This window comes from Sphingomonas sp. AX6 (assembly GCF_902506605.1).
In the GTDB taxonomy this organism is placed as follows: domain Bacteria; phylum Pseudomonadota; class Alphaproteobacteria; order Sphingomonadales; family Sphingomonadaceae; genus Sphingomonas.
Window position 1 is genome coordinate 915054 of record NZ_LR733979.1, and the last position, 21882, is coordinate 936935.

General features: G+C 66.3%; 17 protein-coding genes and 1 tRNA gene. 9 read left to right on the plus strand and 9 right to left on the minus strand.

The window, feature by feature from the left end:
• Positions 1 to 302: 302 nt before the first annotated feature.
• The 7 genes from ENHY17A_RS04530 (at position 303) to dacB (ending at position 10036) form a co-directional block, all read left to right on the plus strand.
• Complete coding sequence (locus tag ENHY17A_RS04530) at positions 303 to 2690, plus strand: penicillin acylase family protein (RefSeq protein ID WP_159710469.1); 2388 nt, start codon at positions 303 to 305, stop codon at positions 2688 to 2690.
• Positions 2690 to 4282, plus strand: coding sequence for an N-acyl-D-amino-acid deacylase family protein (locus tag ENHY17A_RS04535; protein WP_159714134.1), 1593 nt, complete (start codon positions 2690 to 2692; stop codon positions 4280 to 4282). The genes ENHY17A_RS04530 and ENHY17A_RS04535 overlap by 1 nt, the downstream gene beginning before the upstream one ends.
• 88 nt (positions 4283 to 4370) lie before the next feature.
• Entirely contained in the window at positions 4371 to 5408 is a 1038-nt protein-coding gene (dgcN, locus tag ENHY17A_RS04540; protein ID WP_159710471.1) for an N-acetyltransferase DgcN, read from the plus strand.
• The gene (dgcA, locus tag ENHY17A_RS04545; RefSeq protein WP_159710473.1) at positions 5366 to 6364 is read left to right on the plus strand and encodes an N-acetyl-D-Glu racemase DgcA; all 999 of its coding nucleotides are present in this window, start codon (positions 5366 to 5368) and stop codon (positions 6362 to 6364) included. Before dgcN ends, dgcA begins: the two co-directional genes overlap by 43 nt.
• Positions 6361 to 7608: a dicarboxylate/amino acid:cation symporter gene (locus ENHY17A_RS04550; protein WP_159710475.1), complete on the plus strand. Its 1248-nt coding sequence runs from the start codon at positions 6361 to 6363 to the stop codon at positions 7606 to 7608. Before dgcA ends, ENHY17A_RS04550 begins: the two co-directional genes overlap by 4 nt.
• Positions 7609 to 7642: 34 nt before the next feature.
• Complete coding sequence (locus tag ENHY17A_RS04555) at positions 7643 to 8527, plus strand: LysR family transcriptional regulator (RefSeq protein WP_159710477.1); 885 nt, start codon at positions 7643 to 7645, stop codon at positions 8525 to 8527.
• A 78-nt stretch (positions 8528 to 8605) separates the two neighbouring features.
• On the plus strand, positions 8606 to 10036 hold the full coding sequence (dacB, locus tag ENHY17A_RS04560; RefSeq protein WP_159710479.1) for a D-alanyl-D-alanine carboxypeptidase/D-alanyl-D-alanine endopeptidase: 1431 nt from the start codon (positions 8606 to 8608) through the stop codon (positions 10034 to 10036).
• Here the strand turns inward: dacB and ENHY17A_RS04565 are convergent.
• Together ENHY17A_RS04565 and ENHY17A_RS04570 are read right to left on the minus strand one after the other, a co-directional pair.
• On the minus strand, positions 10010 to 11056 hold the full coding sequence (locus ENHY17A_RS04565; protein WP_201296341.1) for a serine hydrolase domain-containing protein: 1047 nt from the start codon (positions 11054 to 11056) through the stop codon (positions 10010 to 10012). The two genes, dacB and ENHY17A_RS04565, sit on opposite strands and share 27 nt — an antisense overlap.
• 101 nt (positions 11057 to 11157) lie before the next feature.
• A tRNA-Ser gene (locus ENHY17A_RS04570) sits at positions 11158 to 11249 on the minus strand.
• 166 nt (positions 11250 to 11415) lie between these two features.
• Between ENHY17A_RS04570 and ENHY17A_RS04575 the strand changes: the two genes are divergently transcribed.
• Positions 11416 to 12207, plus strand: coding sequence for a DUF1134 domain-containing protein (locus ENHY17A_RS04575; RefSeq protein WP_159710481.1), 792 nt, complete (start codon positions 11416 to 11418; stop codon positions 12205 to 12207).
• A gap of 1 nt (position 12208) precedes the next feature.
• On the opposite strand, the gene ENHY17A_RS04580 is transcribed toward ENHY17A_RS04575, so the two are convergent.
• A complete protein-coding gene (locus ENHY17A_RS04580) occupies positions 12209 to 13537 on the minus strand; it encodes a dihydroorotase (protein ID WP_159710483.1) in 1329 nt (442 codons plus the stop codon).
• A gap of 61 nt (positions 13538 to 13598) precedes the next feature.
• Between ENHY17A_RS04580 and ygfZ the strand changes: the two genes are divergently transcribed.
• A complete protein-coding gene (ygfZ, locus tag ENHY17A_RS04585; protein WP_159710485.1) occupies positions 13599 to 14336 on the plus strand; it encodes a CAF17-like 4Fe-4S cluster assembly/insertion protein YgfZ in 738 nt (245 codons plus the stop codon).
• Positions 14337 to 14461: 125 nt separating this feature from the next.
• Here ygfZ and ENHY17A_RS04590 read toward each other — a convergent pair whose 3' ends face one another.
• The 6 genes from ENHY17A_RS04590 to ENHY17A_RS04615 form a co-directional block, all read right to left on the minus strand.
• Complete coding sequence (locus tag ENHY17A_RS04590; RefSeq protein WP_159714138.1) at positions 14462 to 15565, minus strand: OmpA family protein; 1104 nt, start codon at positions 15563 to 15565, stop codon at positions 14462 to 14464.
• A gap of 109 nt (positions 15566 to 15674) precedes the next feature.
• Positions 15675 to 16184 (minus strand): DUF2793 domain-containing protein, encoded by a 510-nt coding sequence (locus ENHY17A_RS04595; protein WP_159710487.1) that lies wholly within the window; start codon positions 16182 to 16184, stop codon positions 15675 to 15677.
• 24 nt (positions 16185 to 16208) lie between these two features.
• Positions 16209 to 18341, minus strand: coding sequence for a phage tail protein (locus tag ENHY17A_RS04600; RefSeq protein WP_159710489.1), 2133 nt, complete (start codon positions 18339 to 18341; stop codon positions 16209 to 16211).
• A gap of 10 nt (positions 18342 to 18351) precedes the next feature.
• Positions 18352 to 18756 carry an NlpC/P60 family protein gene (locus ENHY17A_RS04605; RefSeq protein ID WP_236547749.1) on the minus strand — a complete coding sequence of 135 codons (405 nt, stop codon included), beginning with the start codon at positions 18754 to 18756 and terminating at the stop codon, positions 18352 to 18354.
• The gene (locus tag ENHY17A_RS04610; protein WP_159710491.1) at positions 18753 to 19580 is read right to left on the minus strand and encodes a DUF2163 domain-containing protein; all 828 of its coding nucleotides are present in this window, start codon (positions 19578 to 19580) and stop codon (positions 18753 to 18755) included. The genes ENHY17A_RS04605 and ENHY17A_RS04610 overlap by 4 nt, the downstream gene beginning before the upstream one ends.
• Positions 19577 to 21874, minus strand: coding sequence for a DUF2460 domain-containing protein (locus ENHY17A_RS04615; RefSeq protein ID WP_159714142.1), 2298 nt, complete (start codon positions 21872 to 21874; stop codon positions 19577 to 19579). Before ENHY17A_RS04615 ends, ENHY17A_RS04610 begins: the two co-directional genes overlap by 4 nt.
• Positions 21875 to 21882 lie beyond the last annotated feature (8 nt).

Here is a 21882-nt window from a genome sequence, read left to right on the forward strand (position 1 = left end):
CGGGAACATGTCGGCCCGAACTGCTGAAATTGGCTCCCTGCCAGCCGCCGCTCGCCCGCCCAAAATGGGTCGTTCGCGATCGGTCGGCCAAGTGCAAAGCGTGCAGGCGGGGTGCAAAGATCGTCAAGGCTTGGGGTGCTTCTATGCCTTTGCTAGTCCATAGCCGCAGGGCATGATGCTTTGTATCCATAGCCTTTCCCTATGACGGTCACAGGCCTTGCCATGGGACGCAAGGCCCAGCCCGCCTAGACTGGCCGTCATCATCCATGCGGATCGCGATATGCTGATCGAGGAGGAAGAATTTGCTCGACCGCCGCTCCTTTCTGATGGGCTCGACGGCGCTGCTGGCCGTGTCGCCTGAAATCGCGCGCGCCGCACAGACGGCGAAACGGGCGACGGTAAAGGGCGCGTCCGCCCCGATCGAGATCATCGACGATGCGATGGGTATCCCGCATATCCGCGCGAGCACCAAGCGGGATGCGTTCTTCGGCCAAGGCTATGTTGTCGCGCGCGACCGGCTGTTCCAGATCGATCTGGGTCGCCGGGGAGAGATGGGGCGGATGGCGGAGGCGTTCGGGCCGGGCTTTGCTGAGGCGGACCGGCGCGCGCGGCTGTTCCATTATCGCGGCGACATCGACGGCGAACTGGCGGGCATCCCGGCGGAAGTGCTGGAATGCGCGCAGGGCTATGTCGATGGGGTCAACGCCCGGATGGCGGAGGTGGAGGCGAACCCCACGTTGCTTCCGGCCGAATACCGCATCCTCAAGCTTAAACCGATGCGCTGGCACCTCACCGACATGGTGATCGCGCGCGGGGCGTCTTCGGGCAATATGACCGACGAGGTGCGCCGCGCGCGGTTGCATGCGATGGGGCTGGCGCATCTCGACGCGCTGATCGCCCCGTTGCGTCCCGCCTGGACGCTGACCGTGCCGGAGGGACTCGATACGGGCGCGGTGTCGGAGGCCGATCTAGGCGTGCTGCTAGCAACCCGCGGCGGGCTTCCGTTCAGCACCTCTACGCCAGCGGCCAACCCCGACGATCCCGACCAGGGGCCGGATGACGACGCGATCGAACGCGGCAATGCCGGCAGCAATGCGTGGACCGTCGATGGTAGCCGAACCGCGAGCGGGCGACCGATCCTCGCCAACGACCCACATCTGGGCATTGGCGGGTTCGGGCCGCGCCATGTGTCGCATCTGACCGCGCCCGGCCTCGACGTCATCGGTGGCGGCGCGCCCGGCCTGCCCGGCATCATGCAGGGGCATACCGACCGTTTCGCGTTCGGCCGCACCAATTTCCATATCGATGGCGAGGATCTGTTCATCCTCGAAACCCATCCCGACGATCCGAACCGTTATCGCCACGACGGCGAATGGAAGCGATTCACCGTCCACCGCGACACGATCAAAGTGGCGGGCGAGGCCGACCGGGTGGTCGAGCAAGTTTATTCCGTGCACGGCCCCGTCGTCGCGCGCGACCCCGCCCGACGACGGGCAAGTGCGGTGGCATCGATCGACTATCGGCCGGGCGGCTGCGGCTGGTTCGCGATGATCGCGATCAACCTGTCGCGCGACTGGGAAAGCCTGAAATCGGCGTTCCGCATCCATCCGTCGCCGACCAATTTCCATTATGCCGACATCGACGGCAACACCGGCTGGCAAGTGATCGGCCACGCCCCGGTCAGGAAGCGTGGCGACGGGCTGATGCCGGTGCCCGGCGACGGCAGCTACGACTGGACCGGGCGGATCATGTATGATCGGCTGCCGTCGAGCTATAATCCCGCACCCGGCTGGTTCGCGTCGGCCAACCAGAACAACATTCCCGCGGATTATCCGTTCAAGGCCAACCCGCTCGCCTTCTCGTTCCGCGATCCGTACCGATACGACCGGATCAAATCTGTGCTGGAGGTCCAGGACAAGCACAGTATCGCCGACAGCGTGACCTTGCTCCACGACACTTATTCAACGCCCGCGCGCCAGCTTCAGGCGTTGTTGCCGAAGACGGCGGACGGCGATGCCGGCTTGGCCCTGGCGATGCTGCGCGACTGGGACGGACGCATTGAGGGGGATAGCGGCGCGGCGGCGCTCTACCAGATCCTGTGGCGCGAACTCGGCAATCGCCTGCGCGGGCTCATCATCCCCGAACGCGCACGCGAGCTGGTGGATTCGCTGTCGCCCTCGGTCGTTCTCGGCCTGATCGCACATCCCGATGCCCGGCTGGGCGCGGAGCCGGTGAAGGCGCGCGATACGCTGCTGCTCACCGCGCTCGGCACTGCATGGTTCAGCGCGAAGCGGCTGATGGGGGACGATCCCGCCGCGTGGCGCTGGGCAACACTGCACCGCGTCCGCATCGCGCATCCGCTCTCCAGCATCCCCGCCATCGCCGCGGCCTTCCCGCCGATCGAGGGTGAGGGCACGGGCGGCGATTCCTATACGCCGATGGCGCGCTGGATTCCGTCGTCGAGCTGGCGGGTATCGGGCGGGGCCAGCTATCTGATGGTGTGCGATGTGGGCGCGTGGGATAACAGCGTGTTCCTGATGCTGCCCGGCCAGTCCGCCGATCCCAACTCGCCGCATTACCGGGATTTCTACCGCCCCTGGGTCAACGAGCAGATGCAGCCGTTGCTGTTCAGTCGTGCGCGGGTCGATGCGGCGGCGAAATCGCGCACGACGTTGGTGCCTGCGCCGTGATGAAGCCGGTCGCGCTTGCCGGACTGGCGTTGCTGACGCTGGGCGCGGCCCCCGCGCAGACCCGCGTCGATGTCGTTATCCGCGGTGGCACCATCTACACGGGTGCGGAAACGCCGCCCGTCACCGGCGATGTCGAGATTGTCGGCGACCGCATCGTCTATGTCGGAACTTCGCGGCGAACACCGGCTTCCAAGGTCGTGGATGCGCGCGGCAAGATCGTCGCACCCGGCTTCATCGATCCGCATACCCATCCCGATAGCTATATCCGCGCGGCGGACGCCGAGAAGCGGCTTAACCTGCCCTGGCTGGCACAGGGTGTCTCGACCATCGTGATCGGCGTCGATGGCGGCGGCACGCCCGATGTGGCGGCGGAAGCGGCCAAGCTTGCGGCAAGCGGGATCGGCACCAATTTCGCACATATGGTCGGCTTCGGCGCGATCCGCAGCCGTGTTCTGGGCCAGGACGATCGCGCGCCGACGCCTGCCGAACTCACAACGATGCGCGGCCTTGCCGCCAAGGCGATGTGCGAAGGCGCGACCGGATTATCGACCGGACTGTTCTATGCCCCGCAGAGTTTCGCCACGACCGACGAAGTGATCGCGGTGGCGCGCGAAGTGGGGTCGCGCGGCGGGCTGTACGATACGCATCAGCGCGACGAATCCACCTATTCGATCGGTCTGATCGCATCCACCGAAGAAGCGTTGAGGATCGGGCGCGAAGCAAAAATTCCGGTGCATTTCGCGCATCTCAAGGCGCTGGGCGTCGATCTTCACGGCCAGGCGCCAAAACTGATCGCGACGATTGAGGCTGCGCGAAAGGCGGGGCAGCAAGTGACCGCCGACCAATATCCCTGGCTCGCCTCGGGCACCAGCCTGGACGCGGCGCTCGTCCCGCGCTGGGCGGTCGATGGCGGGTACAAGGCGATGATCACGCGGTTCGACGAGCCCGCCACGTTGTCACGCATTCGCACAGAAATGGCGGAGAATTTGCGCCGTCGCGGTGGCGCGACATCAATCCTGCTGACCGCGCAGGGACAGCCCTGGACCGGCCGCACGCTGGCGCAGATGGGTACGACGTGGAAACTCGACCCCATCGACGCCGCAATTCGCATCCTCCGCACGCCGAATGCGGCAGGCACCGGCGCCCGGGGTGTCGGCGTCGCCTCGTTCAACATGGCGCAGGGCGATGTCGACCTGATCATGCAGCAGCCCTGGGTGCTGACCGCGTCTGACGGATCGGACGGCCACCCGCGCCAGTACGCGACCTTCCCCGAGAAATATCAGCGCTATGTCCGGGAGCGCAACGTCATCGACATGGCGGCATTCATCCGCCGTTCGACCGGCCTCACCGCCGACATCTACAAAATCTCCGAACGCGGCTATCTGAAGCCCGGCCATTATGCCGATGTCGTCGTGTTCGATCCGGTGAACTTCGCGCCGCGTGCCGATTATGTGAAGCCGCGCATGCCCAGCGTCGGGGTCGAGGCGCTGTTCGTCAACGGCCGGCTCGCGCTCGACAAGGGGAAGGCGACGGGCGTCGCCGCTGGGCGCGCATTGCTGCGCCCGCGCCCCGCCAATTGTCCCGCAGCATAGCCGCGCGTTATAGGACGCGCGCGCACCGCGATTGTTCGCCCGCGCGCGTTCGCGCTTACTCCTGCGTTTCCACTGATCGAGATCCGCGATGATCGCTGCGCCCTACCTCCTCTATCTCGGCCATTCCGACGATCCGGTCGGGATCAAGACATCGCGCGGGCTGGCCGCGTTTCGCCGCGACGATTGCGTTGGCGAGTTTCGCCACGACGATTGCCCGCTGACGCTGGGCCTGCCGCGTTTGTCGATCGACGAAGCGCGCGCGGCTGGTGCACGGACACTGGTGCTCGGCATCGCCAATGCGGGTGGGACGCTGGGTCAGTCGCTGATCGACGATGCCTTGGCGGCGATCGCGGCGGGAATGGACGTGGCGTCGGGCCTCCACCAGCGCCTGCGCGACAATCCCCGGCTGGTGGCGGCAGCGGAGACCGCCGGTGTGCGCCTGATCGATGTGCGCGATCCGCCCGCCGATCTGAAAGTCGGCACCGGAAAGCGGCGCGCGGGCAACCGGCTGCTTACCGTCGGCACTGATTGTTCGGTCGGCAAGATGTATGCGACGCTGTGCTTTCGGGACGCCTTCGTCGCGCGCGGCGTGAAGGCCGATTTCCGAGCCACCGGCCAGACCGGAATCCTGATTGCGGGCGACGGCGTGCCGCTGGACGCGGTGGTCGCCGACTTCATTTCGGGCGCGATCGAAATGCTTGCCCCCGCGCGCGAAGATGACGGCTGGGATCTGATCGAGGGGCAGGGATCTTTGTTCCACGCCTCGTTCGCAGGCGTGTCGACCGGGCTGCTTCACGGCGCGCAGGCCAAGGCGCTGGTGATGTGCCACGACCCCGCACGCGAACATATGCGCGGCCTGCCGCATTTCGCGGTGCCCGATCTCGCCGAGTGCATCGAGACGAACCTGAGCGTCGCGCGGCTGACCAGCCCCGAAGTGCGCGCCGTCGGCATCGCGCTCAATACCGTGTCGCTGGACGAAGCTGCGGCGCGGCGGCTGTGCGAGGAGACTTCCGCGCGGCTGGGCCTGCCGACCACCGACCCGTATCGCTTCGGCGCCGACACCATCGTGGACTGGACCCTCGAATGCTTCGCACCCTCGACGCACGCCACGACCGCTACCGGCTGAAAGCCCCGTTCCGCATCTCGCGGGGGGTGAAGACCGAGGCCGATGTCGTCACCGTCACAATCCGGCAGGGCGACCATGTCGGGCGCGGCGAGGGCGTGCCCTATTCCCGCTATGGCGAAAGCATCGAAAGCGCGCTGGCTGCGATCGAGAACGTCCGCGACCTGATCGAAGAGGGTGCGGACCGCGGTGCGTTGGCGGCCGCCATGCCCGCAAGTGCCGCTCGCAACGCCATCGACAATGCGCTGTGGGATCTGGAATCGAAGCGGGCGGGGCGCAGCGTCGCGGCGCTCGCGGGCCTGCCCGATCCGGTCGCCATCCCCTCGGCAATCACCATTGGCCTCGACGCCCCGCAGGCGATGGCTGCCGCCGCCTCGCGCGCCGCCGATGTGCCGCTGCTCAAGGTGAAAGTCGATGCCAGCGACCCGCGCGCCCAGATCGCCGCCGTCCGCGACGTCGCGCCCGATCCGCGGCTGATCGTCGATCCCAACGAAAGCTGGACGATCGACATCATCGCCGAACTCCACGATTTCCTGATTGCGGCGCGCGTCGATCTGCTCGAACAGCCGCTGCCCGCCGGAGCCGACGCCGCACTCGCCGATTTCGCCACGCCGCTGTCGATCTGTGCCGACGAATCGCTCCACACCACGCGCGACCTGGAGCAACTCGTCGGCCGCTACAGCCATGTGAACATCAAACTCGACAAGACCGGCGGGCTGACCGAGGCGCTGGTGCTGGCGCGCATGGCAAAGGCACGCGGGTTCGGCCTGATGGTCGGCTGCATGGTCGCATCGTCGCTGGGAATCGTCCCCGCAATGGCACTGGCGGGCGAGGCGGAGTTCGTCGATCTCGACGGGCCGCTCTGGCTGGCCGAGGATTACGAAGGCGGCGTGACCGATATCGCGGGTATGCTACACCCGGCGCGCAAAGGGTTCTGGGGCGACGGGGTTAGCGGATGACGATGGTGCGCGCGTGGTTTGCGATTCCGCTGTGGAAACGCGTGGTCGGCGCGCTCGTCCTCGGCATCCTGCTCGGTGCGCTCGCGCCTGCATGGGCGCCCGCGGTGCAGATACTGGGCGACATCTTCGTTCGACTGATCAAGATGCTGGTGGTGCCGGTCGCGCTGGTCACCATCGCCGCAGGGATCGCGACGATCGGCGATCCGCGGCGGCTGGGGCCGATCGGCGGGCGTACCGTCGCGCTGTTCGCGATGACGACGCTGATCGCGGTGACGGTCGGGATGACGCTGGGGCTGCTGATCCGGCCCGGCGAAGGAATCGTGCTGGGCGGCGTCACCGCGCACGCGCTGGGTGCGCCCGTCACCCCCTATGACCAGTTGCTCGGCATCATCCCCGCCAACATCATCGACGCACTGGCGCGCGGAGACATGCTGGCGATCATTTTCGTCGCGGTACTGCTGGGCATCGGCAGCGTCGTCGCAGGCGAGGCTGGTAAACCAGTCGTCGCGCTGCTCCAGTCGCTGTCCAACGTCCTGCTGCACATCGTCCGCATCGTGATGGAATTCACCCCGTTCGGCGTGTTCGCGCTGATTGCGAACGCCATCGCCACCAATGGCGCGGCATTGTTCGTCAATGTCGGCTGGCTGGCACTGTGCGTGATCCTCGGCTCGCTGATCCAGATGGCGATCCACAGCGGCCTGCTCGCCAGCGTCGCGCGGCTGTCGGTCGCGCGCTTCTATCGCGGCATCACCGATGCGCTCGCGGTCGCCTTCTCCACCGCCTCTTCCTCCGCCACGCTGCCGGTCGCGATGCGGGTTGCCAGCGACAATCTTGGCGTCGCGAAACCCATCGCCTTCACTGTGCTGCCGCTGGGCGCGAGCATCGGCAAGGACGGAACCGCGCTTTATGTCGGCCTGATGGGCCAGTTCGCGTTGCAGGCGCTGGGCATCACCCCCGACTGGGTGATGCTGGCGATCATGCTCGCAACCGGCGCGCTCGCCGCATTCGGCACCGCGCCGGTGCCCTCGGCGTCGCTGTTCATGCTCGCGGCGATGCTCGCCTCGGTCGGGGTAAGCGCCGAGCAGACCGCACTGATCGTCGGGCTGGTCCTGCCGTTCGACCGGTTGCTCGACATGACCCGTACCGTGCCCAGCGCCTCGGCCAACTTGACCGTGACCACGCTTGTCGCCCATGCCGAAGGGGCAATCGACCGCGAGCGGTTCAGCGGACAAGCCACCGCGTGACGCGGGCAGTGCGCATGACTATGCTCGGCCAAGCATGAACCTGCGCCACATCGAGATTTTCCACGCCGTCTATGTGAACGGATCGGTCAGCGCTGCGGCGCGGGCGCTCAACATTTCACAGCCCTCGGTATCGAAGACGCTGCGCCACGCCGAATCGCTGCTGGGGTTTGAGCTGTTTCAACGCGCGGCCGGACGATTGATCCCGACCGACGACGCGCACGCATTGTTTTCCGAGGTCAGCGAGATTCAGGACCGCGTCCACGCCCTGCGTGAAGCGGGCCGCAACCTGCGTCGCGGCGAAGGTGGGATGCTGCGGATCTCGGCATTACCGTCGCTCGCACTGGGGGCGCTGCCGACCGCGGTATCGCATTTCCTGACCGCGCATCCCAAGGTCCGCTTCGACCTTCAGACCGTGCATCACGACGACCTGCTTCGGAAATTGCACGAGCGCGAGACCGATGTCGCCATCGCTTACGAAGTCCCGCCCGCCGCCCCCATCGGCCATAAATGGCTGGGCGAAGGCGAATTGGTCGTGCTCTACCGCGAAGAGGATATGCCCGACGCGCCGCCGCGGCTGGAACTGGAGGCGCTGTGCGGTCGCCCCTTCATCAGCCTGGCGGCAAGCGGCCCGATCGGCTTGTTGTTCAGTGCCGAACTCGACCGGCGCGGGGTCGTGCTCGACGAAGTGGTGTCGGCGCGCACCTTCTACATCGCGACCGCTTTGGTGCGGGCAGGCGTCGGACTGACCGTGGTGGATAGCTTCACCGCGGAAGCCGCGATGGGACCGGGACTGGCGATGCGCGGGCTCAAACCCTCGATCACCTTCGACGTCCATGCGATGTTCCTGCTCAATCGCCCGCCGACTGCACTCGCGCTCGATTTCCTCAAGACGATGGGTCGCGTCGTCGAGGGTGAATGACGCGCGGTTATGACCGCCCGACCATTGCGAATGCGCGTGCCCCTTGCGAAGCCGCACCCGTCCGATAGCCTGAGGTCCATGATCCGTGCGCCCCTCGCAGCCCTGCTGCTCCTCACCCTGCCCCAGCCCGCTGCCGCCAGCGATCCGATCGAGGATGCCGTCCGCGCCAAGCTGGCGGAGGCCGGACCCGGCACGCGCTTCGGCCTCGTCGTGGTGGACGATCAGGGGCGGGAGATCGTGGCGATCGCCCCCGACGACCGCTTCGTCCCCGCCTCTAATACCAAGATGTACTCGACCGCGCTCGCCTATGAAACGCTCAGCGTCGATGGCCCCGATGCGGCGGGCGGGACGCAAGTCCGTTTGAGCGAAGGGCCGCGCCCCGACGTGATCCTGGTCGGGCGCGGCGATCCGCGGCTGTCGGGTGCTACGGATTGCACGGTCGATTGCCTCTCCACGCTCGCCGATGCGGTCGCGGCGCGGACGCGCGTGGTGGGCGATGTGATCGGCGACGACACGCTCTTTCCCGACGAGCGCTGGCCGTCGGGGATGAGCTGGAATAACATGACCAGCCGCTACGGCACCGCCATTTCCGCACTGTCGATCGACGACAACGAATGGCGCGTTACGGTGACGCCCGGGGCGATCGGAGAGGCCGCGCGCATCGACGGCGATGGGTATGAGGCGATCGACAATCACGTCACCACTGGCACGGAGACCGACCTGTCGACGATGCGGATGCCGGGCAGCGGGCGGCTGCGCGTCTGGGGGACGATCGCTGCCAGGGCAACGCCCGAACTGGTCCGCGTCGGCATCGAAGACCCCGCCCACCGTGCCGCCTGGCTGATGCGCCGGATGTTGGAGGCGCGCGACGTGCGCGTGACCGGCGATGTCGGCACCCGCCACCGCGCGATCTCGCCTTCCGATGACCCTGCGCGTGGCGCGCCAGCGCCACGCGTGCCCGAACAGCCCGCGCTTGCCACGCTGACGCCGCCCGCGCTGTCCGACACGCTGACGATCACCAACAAGGTCAGCCAGAATCTCTACGCCGATCTGCTGCTGCGTCGCGCATCGGCAATCACCGGCAGCGGATCGGTCGCCGATGGACAGGCAGCGGTGGAGGCGATGCTGACGCGCGCAGGCGTCGCGCGGCACCAGTACGACTTTTCCGACGGCTCCGGCATGTCCACGTATAACCGTCTGTCGCCGCGCGGCACCGTCACGTTTCTGCGCTGGACGCAGACTCGCCCCTGGGGCGCGGCGTTTCGCGAAACGCTTCCGATCGCGGGCAAGGACGGCACGCTGTCCCGCCGCTTCACCGACACGCCGCTCGAAGGCAGGCTGTTCGCCAAGACCGGCAGCCTGAATGCGTCGAACGCGCTGTCGGGCTTCGTCACCGCCAAGAGCGGCCGGACACTGACCTTTGCAAGCTTCGCCAACGACATGCCCGCCGACAAATCGGTGCGCGACACGGTGGACGCCGCGCTAAACTTGATCGCCGAGGCCTATTGAGCCATCCCACGCGGCGATGACCGCGTTGCCGGTCTCGCGGCGCAACTGGGCGATGCCGCTGTCCGAATGGCGGGTCGGATGCACCCGGTTGGTGAGCAATGTCCAGGCAAGCCCACGCTCGAAATCCACCCACAACCCGGTGCCCGTAAAGCCGGTATGCCCGATCGTCGCGTCCGAGCACGCATCGCCGCCCGGCCAGCCATCGGCACGCGCCTCCCAGCCCAATGTGCGGTTGGCGTGAACCCGCGTGCGGATCGCGTCGAGCTCGGATGACGAAGCGCTTCCATTGAGCAACCCGGCCGCGAAATCGAGCACGCCTGCGACTGTCCCGAACAGCCCGGCATGACCGGTGCGGCCACCCATCGCGAAGCAATTTTCGTCATGCACCGCGCCTTTCATCACGTGGCCGCGCCAGGCGCATCGCTCGGTCGCGACGGCGGGGCCGGGCGGCGGCCCCCAGGACAGCCCCTCGCCCAGTGGCAACGCGTCCAGCGTGCCGCCCGTCAGCCGCTCGACCGCAATCCCCAGCAAGATGAAATTGATGTCGGAATAAACGGGCGGCCCGTGCCGCCATTCGCGTTGCAGCACGAACGCGCGCAGCTGGTCGGGATCGTCGCCATAGGTATAGATCGGCTCAACCGCGGGGAGGAAGGTGCGGTGCGACAGGCAGTCGCGAAACGTCAGCCGCCGCTCCGCCGCGCCGCCCACGTCATATTGCCTCAGGTCGGGGATGGCATCGATCAACGGCCGGTCCAGGTCGATCCGCCCTTCTTCAGCCAGCCGCAGAACGAAGCGAGTCGTCGCCATCACCTTGGTCAGCGACGCGAGGTCGAACCAGTGGTCAATCGTCAGCGGCTCTTTGCACGGGTCGGTTTGCGCGAACCCGGCAACGCGCGTCGCGCATTGCCCATCCGCCGACACAATTCCCAGGATCGCCCCCGAAACCCGCCCCGCCACCACACTGGCAGCGGCAGGCGCAAATGCCAGTTCGGCAACATGGGTCAGTGACAATCCGGTCAAACAACGCCTCCAGCGCAGGTTAAACCGCACCTGTCGATCACGTTGCCTGTTCGGTCAATCCCAGGTGCGCCACGGCTGAATCGGCGGCAATCACGCTGGCGTGGCGGAGACGGAGGGATTCGAACCCTCGGTACCCTTTAAGAGGTACGACGCTTTAGCAAAGCGTTGGTTTCAGCCACTCACCCACGTCTCCGGACCGGTGCCGAGCGCGGGCTATAGCGAGCGCGCCCGCACCGATCAACACCCGTTTACAGGCGAGTTCGGCGCGAAATCGACTCGGGTCATCGCCCGTTCATTGCGCTTCGCCGATGATCGCGCATAGTCGGTTCGGCAGTGCGCGTTGCGCGGGGGTAGTTGATATGCGTGGAATTTGGGTAGCGGCGATGGCCGCGTTGTTCGTGGCGGCGACGCCCGCGGCTGCACAGATGCAGACGGTCGATCCCAACGACGCGATCGATCGCGACCTGCAACCCGGCTATCAGGACAATTATCAGGCACCGCAGCTGCCAGTCGAACCGGTGGAACCCGTCTATCAGGATCAGCCCGTACCGGTCGATCCCGCACCCGCCGCTCCCATCCAGCAAGGGGAACCGCGCGTCGCCGATCAGCTCGACATCGCGCCGCCCAGCGCGATGCCCGGTGCGGCGGACCAGGCCCGTGCAGCCGCCTCAACCTATCGCCGCGACGACCTGATCGGGGCAGCCGAAGGCGTATTCGGCAAGGGCGCGGCGGGACTTGCGGGCATCATGGAGGATATCCTGCGCGAACAGGGCGAACCCAACGCCTATATCGCCGGGCGAGAGGCATCGGGCGCGTTCATCGTCGGGCTGCGCTATGGCTCCGGGATCATGCACCACGCGATCGAGGGCCAGCGCCCGGTGTATTGGACCGGCCCGTCGGTCGGGTTCGACGTCGGCGGCGACGCGGCCAACGTGTTCGTACTCGTTTACAACCTTTACGACTCGCAGGAACTCTACAAACGCTATCCGCAAGGCGAAGGCCGGGTCTATTTCGTCGGCGGATTCTCGGCCAGCTACATGCGGCGCGGCGACGTGGTGCTGATCCCGGTGCGTCTCGGCGTCGGATGGCGGCTAGGCGTCAATGCCGGTTACATGAACTTCACAGAGAAATCGCGCTGGCTGCCCTTCTGATCTAGCCGGGGAATTCGGTCGCCTCGAAACGAACGGGGCGACCGCTCGCGGCCTCGGCCAATTGGCCGTCCCACATCACGCGCTTTCCACGCACGATCGTCCCCATTGGCTTTCCGGTCAGCGTGCGCCCGGTAAAAGGCGACCAGCCGCAGCGCGACGCCAGCCATGCCTCGTCGATCGTCCAGCGCGCCTTCAGATCGACGATCGTGAAATCGGCATCATAGCCGACCGCAATCCGCCCCTTGCCCGCAATCCCGAAAATCCGCTGCGCGCCCGCACTGGTCAAATCGATCAACCGCGCCAGCGTCAACCGCCCGTTCGCGACATGGTCGAGCAGCAGCGGGAGCAAGGTCTGGACGCCCGGCATGCCGCTGGGGCTCGCCGGATACGGTTTGGCCTTTTCCTCGACCGTATGCGGGGCATGGTCCGATCCGATGACGTCGGGCACGCCCTGCGTCAGCCAATGCCACAGCCCGTCCCTATGCGCGCCAGACCGGATCGGCGGGTTCATCTGGGCATAGCTGCCCAGTTCGGGATAGGCCTCTTCGCCCGCAAGCGTCAGATGCTGGGGCGTGACTTCGCAGCTCGCGATGTCCTTGTTCGCGCCCAGTAACTCCAGTTCAGCGGGCGTCGTCACATGCAGCACATGGATCCGCCGCCGCGCCGCGCGCGCCAACGCCAGAATGCGACGTGTCGCCAACATTGCGCTTTCATCGTCGCGCCACACCGGGTGCGATGACGGATCGCCCGCGACACGCAAGTCCGCACGATCGTTCATCCGCGCCTCGTCCTCGGCATGGATCGCCACCCGGCGCTGGCCGGATGCCAGCACGCGCGCCAGTTCGGAATCCTCGGCAACCAGCAGGCTGCCGGTCGATGCGCCCATGAAAATCTTGACCCCCGCCGTACCTGGCAGGCGTTCCAGTTCCGCAAGATGCTCGGCATTGGCCGACGTCGCGCCGACATAAAATGCATGGTCGCACCACATCCGGTCGCGCGCGCGCGCCAGCTTGTCGGCGACCGCCTCCGCGGTATCGGTGTTGGGATTGGTGTTGGGCATTTCGAAGACTGCGGTCACCCCGCCCAGCACTGCGGCACGGCTGCCGCTTTCCAGGTCTTCCTTATGCTCCAGCCCCGGCTCGCGGAAATGAACCTGCGTGTCGATCACGCCGGGCAGGATGTCGAGCCCGGTGCAATCGATCGTCTCGCCCGCATCGCCGTTCGCGCCGATCGCGACGATCTTCCCACCCGACACGCCGATGTCAGCGCGGACTGGGCCGCTCGGGGTGTGCACCGTCCCATTGGTCAGGATCAGGTCGTAGCTGGGCATGATGGGGCTTTCCTAATCGTCCGGCCTTTCGCCGACACGCCGGAGACCCTAACTCCTGACCATGACCGATACCACCCCCGGCACCTGGCTTGCCGATCGTGCGCTGATCCGCGTGTCCGGCGACGATATTCGCGGCTTCCTGCAAGGACTGGTGACGCAGGACGTGCGTCGGGTCGCGCCGGATGCGCCGCAATGGAGCGGACTGCTCACCGCGCAAGGAAAAGCGCTGTTCGATTTTCTGCTGTGGGATGATGGCAACGCGATCCTGATCGATTGCGAAGCCGCACAACGCGACGCGCTGATCCGGCGGCTGTCAATCTACCGTCTGCGCCGCCCGATTTCGATCGAAGCCGTGGAGGGCGGCGTACATTGGTCGCGATCGGACAATCGCGGCGTGCCCGACCCGCGGCTACCCGCACTCGGCAATCGCTGGCTGGCCGAACCCGGCGAGCCAGCGACCGATTGGCGAGCCCACCGGCTCTCGCTCGGCGTGACCGAAGGAGCCGACGAGCTTGGCCAGGATCTGACGCTCTGGCTTGAGGCAAACGCGCGAGAATTGAACGGCACCGCGTTCGACAAGGGCTGCTTCATCGGCCAGGAAAACACCGCACGCATGCATTATCGCGGCAAGGTCAACCGGCGGCTGATCGTCGCGCCAATCGCGGAGGCCGAGCCCAAGATTCGGGTCGCCTATCCTGACTTGGGCGAGATGGTCGCGCTACGTCGTATCGAAGCACTCGGCGACGCGCTGGTCCCCTACTGGATACAGGCGGCGCTGGACGCTCAGTCCACGGACTGAACTGCACCTAAAACCGATCGATCAATGGTCCATCCTATCCAGGTCGCGCGAATTCCCGACACAAAGAAAAAGGGAGGCCGGATTGCTCCAACCTCCCCAATTCTCGTTCCCGAAGGAAGCGTGGCTTACATGCCCGAACCCGGACCGTAGGTGATTTCCACACGACGGTTCTGGAGTTCGCGAACACCGTCTGCGGTGTCGACGCGCGGACGGCTTTCGCCGAACGCTTCGGTGGTCATCACACCATCCGGGATGCCACGCGAGCCGAGATAGGCGCGCGTTGCATCTGCACGACGCTGCGAGAGACCGACGTTGTAGCTTGCTGCACCCGAGCGATCGGCGTGACCTGCCAGCATGACCTGCGCATTACCGCAGTTCTGATAGGCCGACACGGCGTTGTCGAGGATGCCACCGGCTTCCGGCGTGATGTCCGAGCGATCCCACTCGAAGAACACGATGTACGGGCCAGGCGTGCAGACGACCGGTTCCGGAGCCGGAGCGGGCTCAGGTGCGGGCGGCGGCAGCGGAGCAGGCTCCGGAGCGGGCGGCGGCGGCGGCGGCGGAGCGCCGAAGTTGAACGTCAGGCCACCGAGCAGGCTGTGCGAACGGAAACGCGAGTTGAGTTCCGCACCCGTCGCTGCCACGACATTGACGTCGTCGGCATTGAAGAAGCGATACTTGAAGGTCACGTCGACATTGTCGCTCAACGGAGCGCGAACGCCCGCGATTGCCTGCCAGGCGAAGACAGTGTCGCTGTCATCGATCAGAGTCGATGGCAGGATGCCATATTCGTTGTACTTGACGCGAGCGACACCGGCACCACCGCCGACGAAGCCCTGAAGACCATCGTCGTCGCCGAAGTCGAGCATCGCGTTGACCATGAAGCTCAACGCAGACGCATCGCCGTAAGCCTGGTTTTCATAGACGCCGACCGGACGTGCGGGAAACGCAACGCTGGTGGTGTGCGATTCAACATTCGCTTCGCGGTAGCTGACTTCTGCTTCCAGACGGAAACCGCCGAAGTCATAGCCAACCAGGCCGCCAACGTCCCAACCATAGTCCGAATCGGTGCTCAGGATCTGAGCATCGGTGCTTTCAAGCGTGAAATCGATATCTTCGACGATCATCGCACCGCCTTCGACGCCAACATACCACGCATTGTCGCGGGCGAGGGCGGGAGTGGCGAGTGCAGTCGTCGCAAGTGCCGCTGTGAGGGCAAGCTTACGCATCATAAAATCCCCTTTCGTTGTTGTCCATACGGACAGCGCAAACTCCCTACTCAAAGGTTGGTTTCCGCGCAAGCGAACAAAAATCGGGAACTGTTGCAGGAACGCCACATTATTCGATAGTTGGCGCAATCAGGCCGTGTGACACGAGCCGCTCGATAATAGCCGAAATCGCGGCGCGCGCCTCCGTATCGGACACGCTTCCCCCCATCACGGCGTCGATCGCTGCTCGACGTGGACCGACGACCTGCCGGCCTTCGATGACGAGGGCGTGGCCCGCCAAGATCCCGGACGTCCACTCGCCCGCCTCGAACCGAACCGGGCCGGTTCCCGCCAGCCAGACGCACATGCCTTCGAACGGCTCGGCAAAGCGCCACCCCCCTTGCGTCCAGCAGGCGAGATTTGTTTCCGCTCCGGACCATGCGCCGGTCGGATCGACGCCGACGATGTGACATTCGCCGGGAAGCGGCGTCGCTGGCGGCGCGCTCGCATCGATTGTGGTCACCACCGGCTGGACCAGAAAGTCGATCGTCGCCAGCGCTTCGTTGTGGAACAGTTCCTTCTGCGCCTGCCCGGCGTGCAACAGCGGCAGGGCCAATCGATGCGTCGTCGATACGTCCATGATTCAAATTCCTTCCAAGCGAATTCAGCTTCTTTCCGGTGCCGTGATGACCAGCGGCAACGAAACCCCCGCCGTCCCCTGCTGTCGAACTTCCAATCCGGACGCGTCATCGGCCACGACCAATTGCGCGACCTCGGTCGTCGTCTCGACGCCGTTCCACGTTACCCGATAACGCTCCCGCTCTTCGGCCAGCGGCACATCGATCAGGTCGCGCCAGTGCCACCCGTCACGACTCCGCCTGACCCAACTTGCACGCCGCTCACCCATCCCGTCGCTGACGACGCGGCCATGGACCGGCATCGGCGGGCGCACCGACCACCCTGTAACTTGTTCCACAACATCGATCCCGCCCTCGCCATCGCCCGTACCGATGGCCGACACGCGCACCGCCCGGCCTTCGATTGCACCAATCCCGCTCAGTGGCAGCAGTGTGGCCTGTTCGATCAGGACGAAGCGGTCGCCGGGCAACTGCGCGCCGATCGCGAACTCGGTTCCACGTCGGCCACGCCACAGCTCGGACAATCGCCACCGACCCGCCCCGACGGGCTCGGCGCGGCCGAATTGCATCAACTCGTCACCCACCATCGCCAGGTTCGCGCCCATATCGAGCGCTGCGATATCCGCATTTGTCAGCGATGCCTGCGGGTTGGTCAGCGTTATTTCAAAGGTGCCGTTGCGGTCGATCAGCGTCGCCGGGGCCGCCCCAACCGCAGTCTCGATCCTGCCCATCACCGCCACCTCGGCGGTGCGGCCCGCCGCTTGCCAGCTCGCGCCATCGTCGATGCTGGTCGACAGCGCCGCGCCGCGCCAACCGGCCCCGGTTCCGCACGCCGCCACGAACAATTGCGGGGTGCTCGCGACGCCTTCTGCGGGCGGAAGCTCGATCACCGCGATCCGCGTTTGGCCAGCGCTCAGGTCGGGCGCAACCCGCGCCTGTCCCGAACTGGCCGGCACGGGAACCGCGCCGAAGGCCAATCGCACCAGGTCGACCCGCACCACCATCCGCTCGACCGTGACCGCACGGACCCGCCATCGTCCGGCTTCGCCCGTAACGACGGCGATGGCTCCGGGCGCAATCCCCATCCATCGCCAATCGAGCGCGATCGTCCGGGTCTCGCGCCCGGCATCGCGACGTTCGATCGCGGCAAGCGCCAATCCGCGCGCGACTTCCGCCGCCATCGCCATGGGCGCATCGATCATGATCTCCTGCGCGCCGCTACCCGCGCGCCTTACGCGCTGGCTTCCCACTTGATAGTCGCGCGATGGATCATGGTGGCGCATCACCAGGCCAGTCGGCGCAGCATAAGCCGGCGCGATCAAACGCGTCGCGATGCGCTCCTCGCCTTCTGCCGCTACATTAACGGCCTCCAGCGGCTGCGCGGCTTCGGTTCCGACGCGCCAGAATAGATGCCGATCGCTCGCGATCCACCCGCCTGAGACCTCGGCCAGCGTCTCGACGACGCCGCGCTTGCTCTCCCCTGCTGCGGCAAAGCCACCGAACTGCGGCCCGCCAGCGGTCCCACCAACCTCCGGCGCAATCGCGTCCACGATCGTTCCGGCATCGATCGTTCCAGCATCCGCCTCGATCTCGAATGTCAGCGACGGAATGCGGTTTCCGAACTCACCCAGCGCCATGTCCTCGAACACGGCATAGGCATGACCGCGATGTGCGGGCGTTCCCGCCATGCCTTCGGCCGATGCGATCAACGGATCGATCGGCTGGTCGGGATCGCCCGTATGCAATCGGAACCCGGTGCTCGTCTTCCAGTCGCCCGCCGCCCCCCGCAACAATTTGCCGTCGGCCCAGATCCGCAACACGCGACGCACGGGTCGAGCCGACAACAATACTGCGAACGACGCCGAATAGCTGTAGCTGGTCGTGGCGGAACGGCCCTTGCCGCCGCCGGTCGTCGATCGGTTTTCCTTCAACTCGGTGGCCCAGATCACCGTGCCCGCAACCCGCATCGTGCCGAACAGTTTCGGCACCTGGCTGCCATAGCTCGAAGTCTGGATCGCCAGATCGGTCAGCCGCGGCCCCTCGCGTCCCCGCGGCGCAAAGATCGCGGCATCGGCCTGCTGCCCGACGACCGCGCCGATCATCGCCCCGATCGGCCCGCCGATCGCCCCCCCGACCACGGTCAGCGCCAGTGTCGCCATTCGCCCCTCCTCAATCTTGGTCCGGACAGCGCCAGCACGCCGTCACCGGCCACGGCATCGGCCCCGGTCGTTCGACGACCCGTCCCAACCCCGCATCGGCATGGATCAGCCCGGTGTCGCTCTTGATTCCCAAATGCCATTGCCGCGCACCGATCCGGAACAGGATCGCGTCGCCCGGCTCGGGATCGGCCGTCATCATCAGCCCGGCCAGGACGGCTACCCGTTCGAACTCGTCCAGCCGACCGCTCGTCAGCCGGTATCCGCTCGGCGCCGCAATCATCACGCCCGCGGTTGCGAACGCCGCACGGATCAGCCCGACGCAATCGAGGCCGAAGGCCGGATCGCGACCATGCAGCCGAAACCGCGTCCCCACCAACCCACGCGCCGCCTCCATGACGACCGCGTTTGCGCTCACCCCCCCGGATACCGGGTCAACAGATCGATCCCCGGCAGATAGGGCTCACCCTGGAAATTCACCGCATTGGCAAAGCGCCCGACGCACGTCTCCAGCCGCTTGTCGCACCCCTGCTCGATCCGGACATGTGCGCCGACAGGATCGAACCGCGGTTCGCGCCGCAGCGTCACGGTCACCCCAGACGACGCAAGCACCGCATCTTCCAATCCCGAATTTCCGCCACCGAACCATAATATCCGCCCTTCGGCATAGGCGTTGGAACTTGCCTCAGGCACGTCCAGGGTCAGCACCCGCCCCTCTGCGGCGGCGACCCGCGCGAACTGCCGTCGCCCTGCCATCGCCACCCGGCACCGCATATCGCCCAGCTCCGCGCGGCAGTCGGGCGACGTCCGCTCGCTCACCGGTGCATCGAGAATCGCCAGCGCACCGCGAAGCTCTGCGCTGAATCCACCCGCGCTCAATTCCACCGCCCCGAAACTTCCACCGCCCAGCATCAGATGCGCCCCGCTCGCCCAATCCGCCGCCAGCACCTCGACCACCGCGCCGTCCCATCGCCCCGCGATCAGCGCGTCTTCGGTAATGGAATCGCCCCCCAGTGCGCCCGACACTTCCATCCCGCCGCCGCCCGCCGCGTCACCACGGGTGATTGCCGACGGCACCATCCCAGGGGCCGCACGATAAAGCCGGTGGTCGATCACCAGATCGCGGTCGTGCGACGTCAGCCCGATCGCAACCCCGTCGCACCGCTCGATCCACCAGCAAAAGGCGATGTTGGTCAGATCGCCCGCTAGCCATTCCGGCGTCTCTGTGTCCGGCACACTCATGCCTCGCGCAGTTCGATCAGCGGTACGGAGGGCGCAGCACCAGCCCGGAACGTCGCACGGTTGACCGTCAGCCGATCCTCGGCAAACCGCACCGGCACGTCGAACAGATAGCCCGCCGTGACCAGCGCGCCTTCCCCGGGTGCGTAGTCCAACACCACTTCCCCGCGCGCCTCGATCGCAAATCCCTGCGTCTCCACCCCGTCGATCGCAACCCGCACGCTGCCCGCCACGGGGCGAGTAATCCGCCGCGCCTGGTCGCCATAATGTTTGACCAGCGGAAACACCGCATGGTCGCCGTCGCCAATCCCGATCAACTGGTCGGTCGCCGATGGCGCACCATCGCCCGAACTGGCATCGAACGGATCGCGCAATCGAAACCCCCTCGACGGTCCCATCCGCGCACGAAAAAACGCCAACAGTTCAGCAATATCGCCTTCGCTGCGCAGCCCCGGCCCGACATCGTAGTGCGTCCGCGCCTCCGCCCATTCGGCGTTGCGTTTTTCATGCCCGCCTGCACTGGCGACGATCGCCGTCGACCAGCCCGGGCTGACTTCCGCCTCGCGCCCCAGCGCCAGCGGGAATGCGACATCGTCGAACGCCTGCACCGCCTTCTCCTCATCGAAATGGACATATCCGTCGCGCATCACCTGCGGCAGAGCCCAGACATAGGTTTCCGCCACCCCCCGCTTACGCGCGGCATCCGCCGCCGCATCGATGGGTCGCCACTGCGCGCGCTGGTCGGGGCGCAAAACAAAGCCTGAGAAATAATGCTGCCTTCCGACCGGATAGCCGAGCTGCTCGGTCGCCGCCGCGACGCCCCGCGCGGTCGCACTGGTCAGCCCTTCCGCCGCCCAGTCGTAATCCTCGAGCTGCAGGACATCGAACGCCGGGCTCGCCCAGCCGACCGGCAGATTCGCCCGCCGCATCTCGGGCGTCTTCCTGTCGAGGATCGTCGGCAGATAGGCGAGCAGCAGGGATTCCGCCCCCGGCACCTCTTCCCGCACCGCCGCAACCAAAGCCGCGGTCGATGCCGCCAGCATCGCCCCCGCTTGGTCGAGCAACGCCTTCTGCCCCGCGTCCATCGGCAGCCGAGCATCCGCTATGATCGGCGGATCACCGCCGAACGCCGCTCGCGCCGCGTCGTCGTACAGGCACGGTGCCTGGGTCTGGGGCTGCACCCACCACCACGGCTCGCCGACCTGAAACCTGACCGCCAGCCCCGCATCGCGCCCGATCGCCACGAACGCCCGCGCCACCGCCTTCAGGTAGTTCATTGCCCCGACATGCGCCGGCGACAGCAGCGTCGACGGCGGCTCCCATCCGGTCAGCGCGGGCGATCCGTCCCACGCGCGCTGCTTCCAGTCGTTCCAACAATGCGCGTTGAACAACTCGTAGCTCAGCGACCAGATGATGTTGAACCCCAGCGCCTTCGCCCGCGCCGCGAAATCGCGGTGCCACCGCACACAGGGGGCACACAGGACGCCACCGGCCAGGCTGACGTAGAACCCGCCACCCAACGGCTCGAGCCGGAAATAATGGCTCATCCCCAAATAATGGACGATCGATCCGCGATACCCCAAATGCAGCGCATTTCTCAGCAACCGCTCGGGCGTCATGTGATAGCTGTCGTCATAACCGCTGGCGATGCTCAGCCCATGTTCGGGCACCACTGCATCGCCGATCGACAGCACCGAACCCGATCCTTCGCAAACGATACCGGACAGCTCGACCCAGCCCTCGACCGGTGTGGCCAACGGCTCGGGCGTCGCGTCAAAATCGCCTGCCACCAAGGACACGAACACCCGATCGACATCGCCCGCAAAGACCGGAACGCCTTCGTCCGGCAACAGGTAGCCGCCCACCAGCGCGTCGAAATTCAGGCTGATGAATGCATCCTCGGGCGACCCGCTGGCATAATTCCACAACCGCACATACCAGGCCCGCGGGCTGCCATCGGCATCGCGACCCTCGATCGTCAGCACCGGGCCGTTGATCGCATCCAGCGCCCGCACGCCCCCCGACCGCCATCGGAACGACAATTTGCATCGCCGGAAATCCCGCCGCGTCTCGTATCGCAGCAACGGATGATCGTGCGTGTCTTCCGCCGCCCAGATCAGCCCCGCCAGATCGTCCTTGCGATAGAAGACGCAATCCACCCTCAGCGCATCCGGGGCGGTCGTCACCACACTCGCCATCATCGGTCGCGGAAAATTGACCGTCCAGTACGCCGGATCGAAGCGAGAGATAACACTCTCGCGCTGCCCCCGCCGAGCATCCGCCAGCCAAAAACCCATCCCCCACC

Excerpts from the sequence above, each read along its gene's own strand:
- ENHY17A_RS04535 (WP_159714134.1), top strand. The coding sequence starts at position 2,690 with ATGAAGCCGGTCGCGCTTGCCGGACTGGCGTTGCTGACGCTGGGCGCG.
- dgcN (WP_159710471.1), top strand. The coding sequence starts at position 4,371 with ATGATCGCTGCGCCCTACCTCCTCTATCTCGGCCATTCCGACGATCCG.
- dgcA (WP_159710473.1), top strand. The coding sequence starts at position 5,366 with ATGCTTCGCACCCTCGACGCACGCCACGACCGCTACCGGCTGAAAGCC.
- ENHY17A_RS04550 (WP_159710475.1), top strand. The coding sequence starts at position 6,361 with ATGACGATGGTGCGCGCGTGGTTTGCGATTCCGCTGTGGAAACGCGTG.
- ENHY17A_RS04555 (WP_159710477.1), top strand. The coding sequence starts at position 7,643 with ATGAACCTGCGCCACATCGAGATTTTCCACGCCGTCTATGTGAACGGA.
- dacB (WP_159710479.1), top strand. The coding sequence starts at position 8,606 with ATGATCCGTGCGCCCCTCGCAGCCCTGCTGCTCCTCACCCTGCCCCAG.
- ENHY17A_RS04575 (WP_159710481.1), top strand. The coding sequence starts at position 11,416 with ATGCGTGGAATTTGGGTAGCGGCGATGGCCGCGTTGTTCGTGGCGGCG.
- ENHY17A_RS04580 (WP_159710483.1), bottom strand. The coding sequence starts at position 13,537 with ATGCCCAGCTACGACCTGATCCTGACCAATGGGACGGTGCACACCCCG.
- ygfZ (WP_159710485.1), top strand. The coding sequence starts at position 13,599 with ATGACCGATACCACCCCCGGCACCTGGCTTGCCGATCGTGCGCTGATC.
- ENHY17A_RS04590 (WP_159714138.1), bottom strand. The coding sequence starts at position 15,565 with ATGCGTAAGCTTGCCCTCACAGCGGCACTTGCGACGACTGCACTCGCC.
- ENHY17A_RS04595 (WP_159710487.1), bottom strand. The coding sequence starts at position 16,184 with ATGGACGTATCGACGACGCATCGATTGGCCCTGCCGCTGTTGCACGCC.
- ENHY17A_RS04600 (WP_159710489.1), bottom strand. The coding sequence starts at position 18,341 with ATGGCGACACTGGCGCTGACCGTGGTCGGGGGGGCGATCGGCGGGCCG.
- ENHY17A_RS04610 (WP_159710491.1), bottom strand. The coding sequence starts at position 19,580 with ATGAGTGTGCCGGACACAGAGACGCCGGAATGGCTAGCGGGCGATCTG.
- ENHY17A_RS04615 (WP_159714142.1), bottom strand. The coding sequence starts at position 21,874 with ATGGGTTTTTGGCTGGCGGATGCTCGGCGGGGGCAGCGCGAGAGTGTT.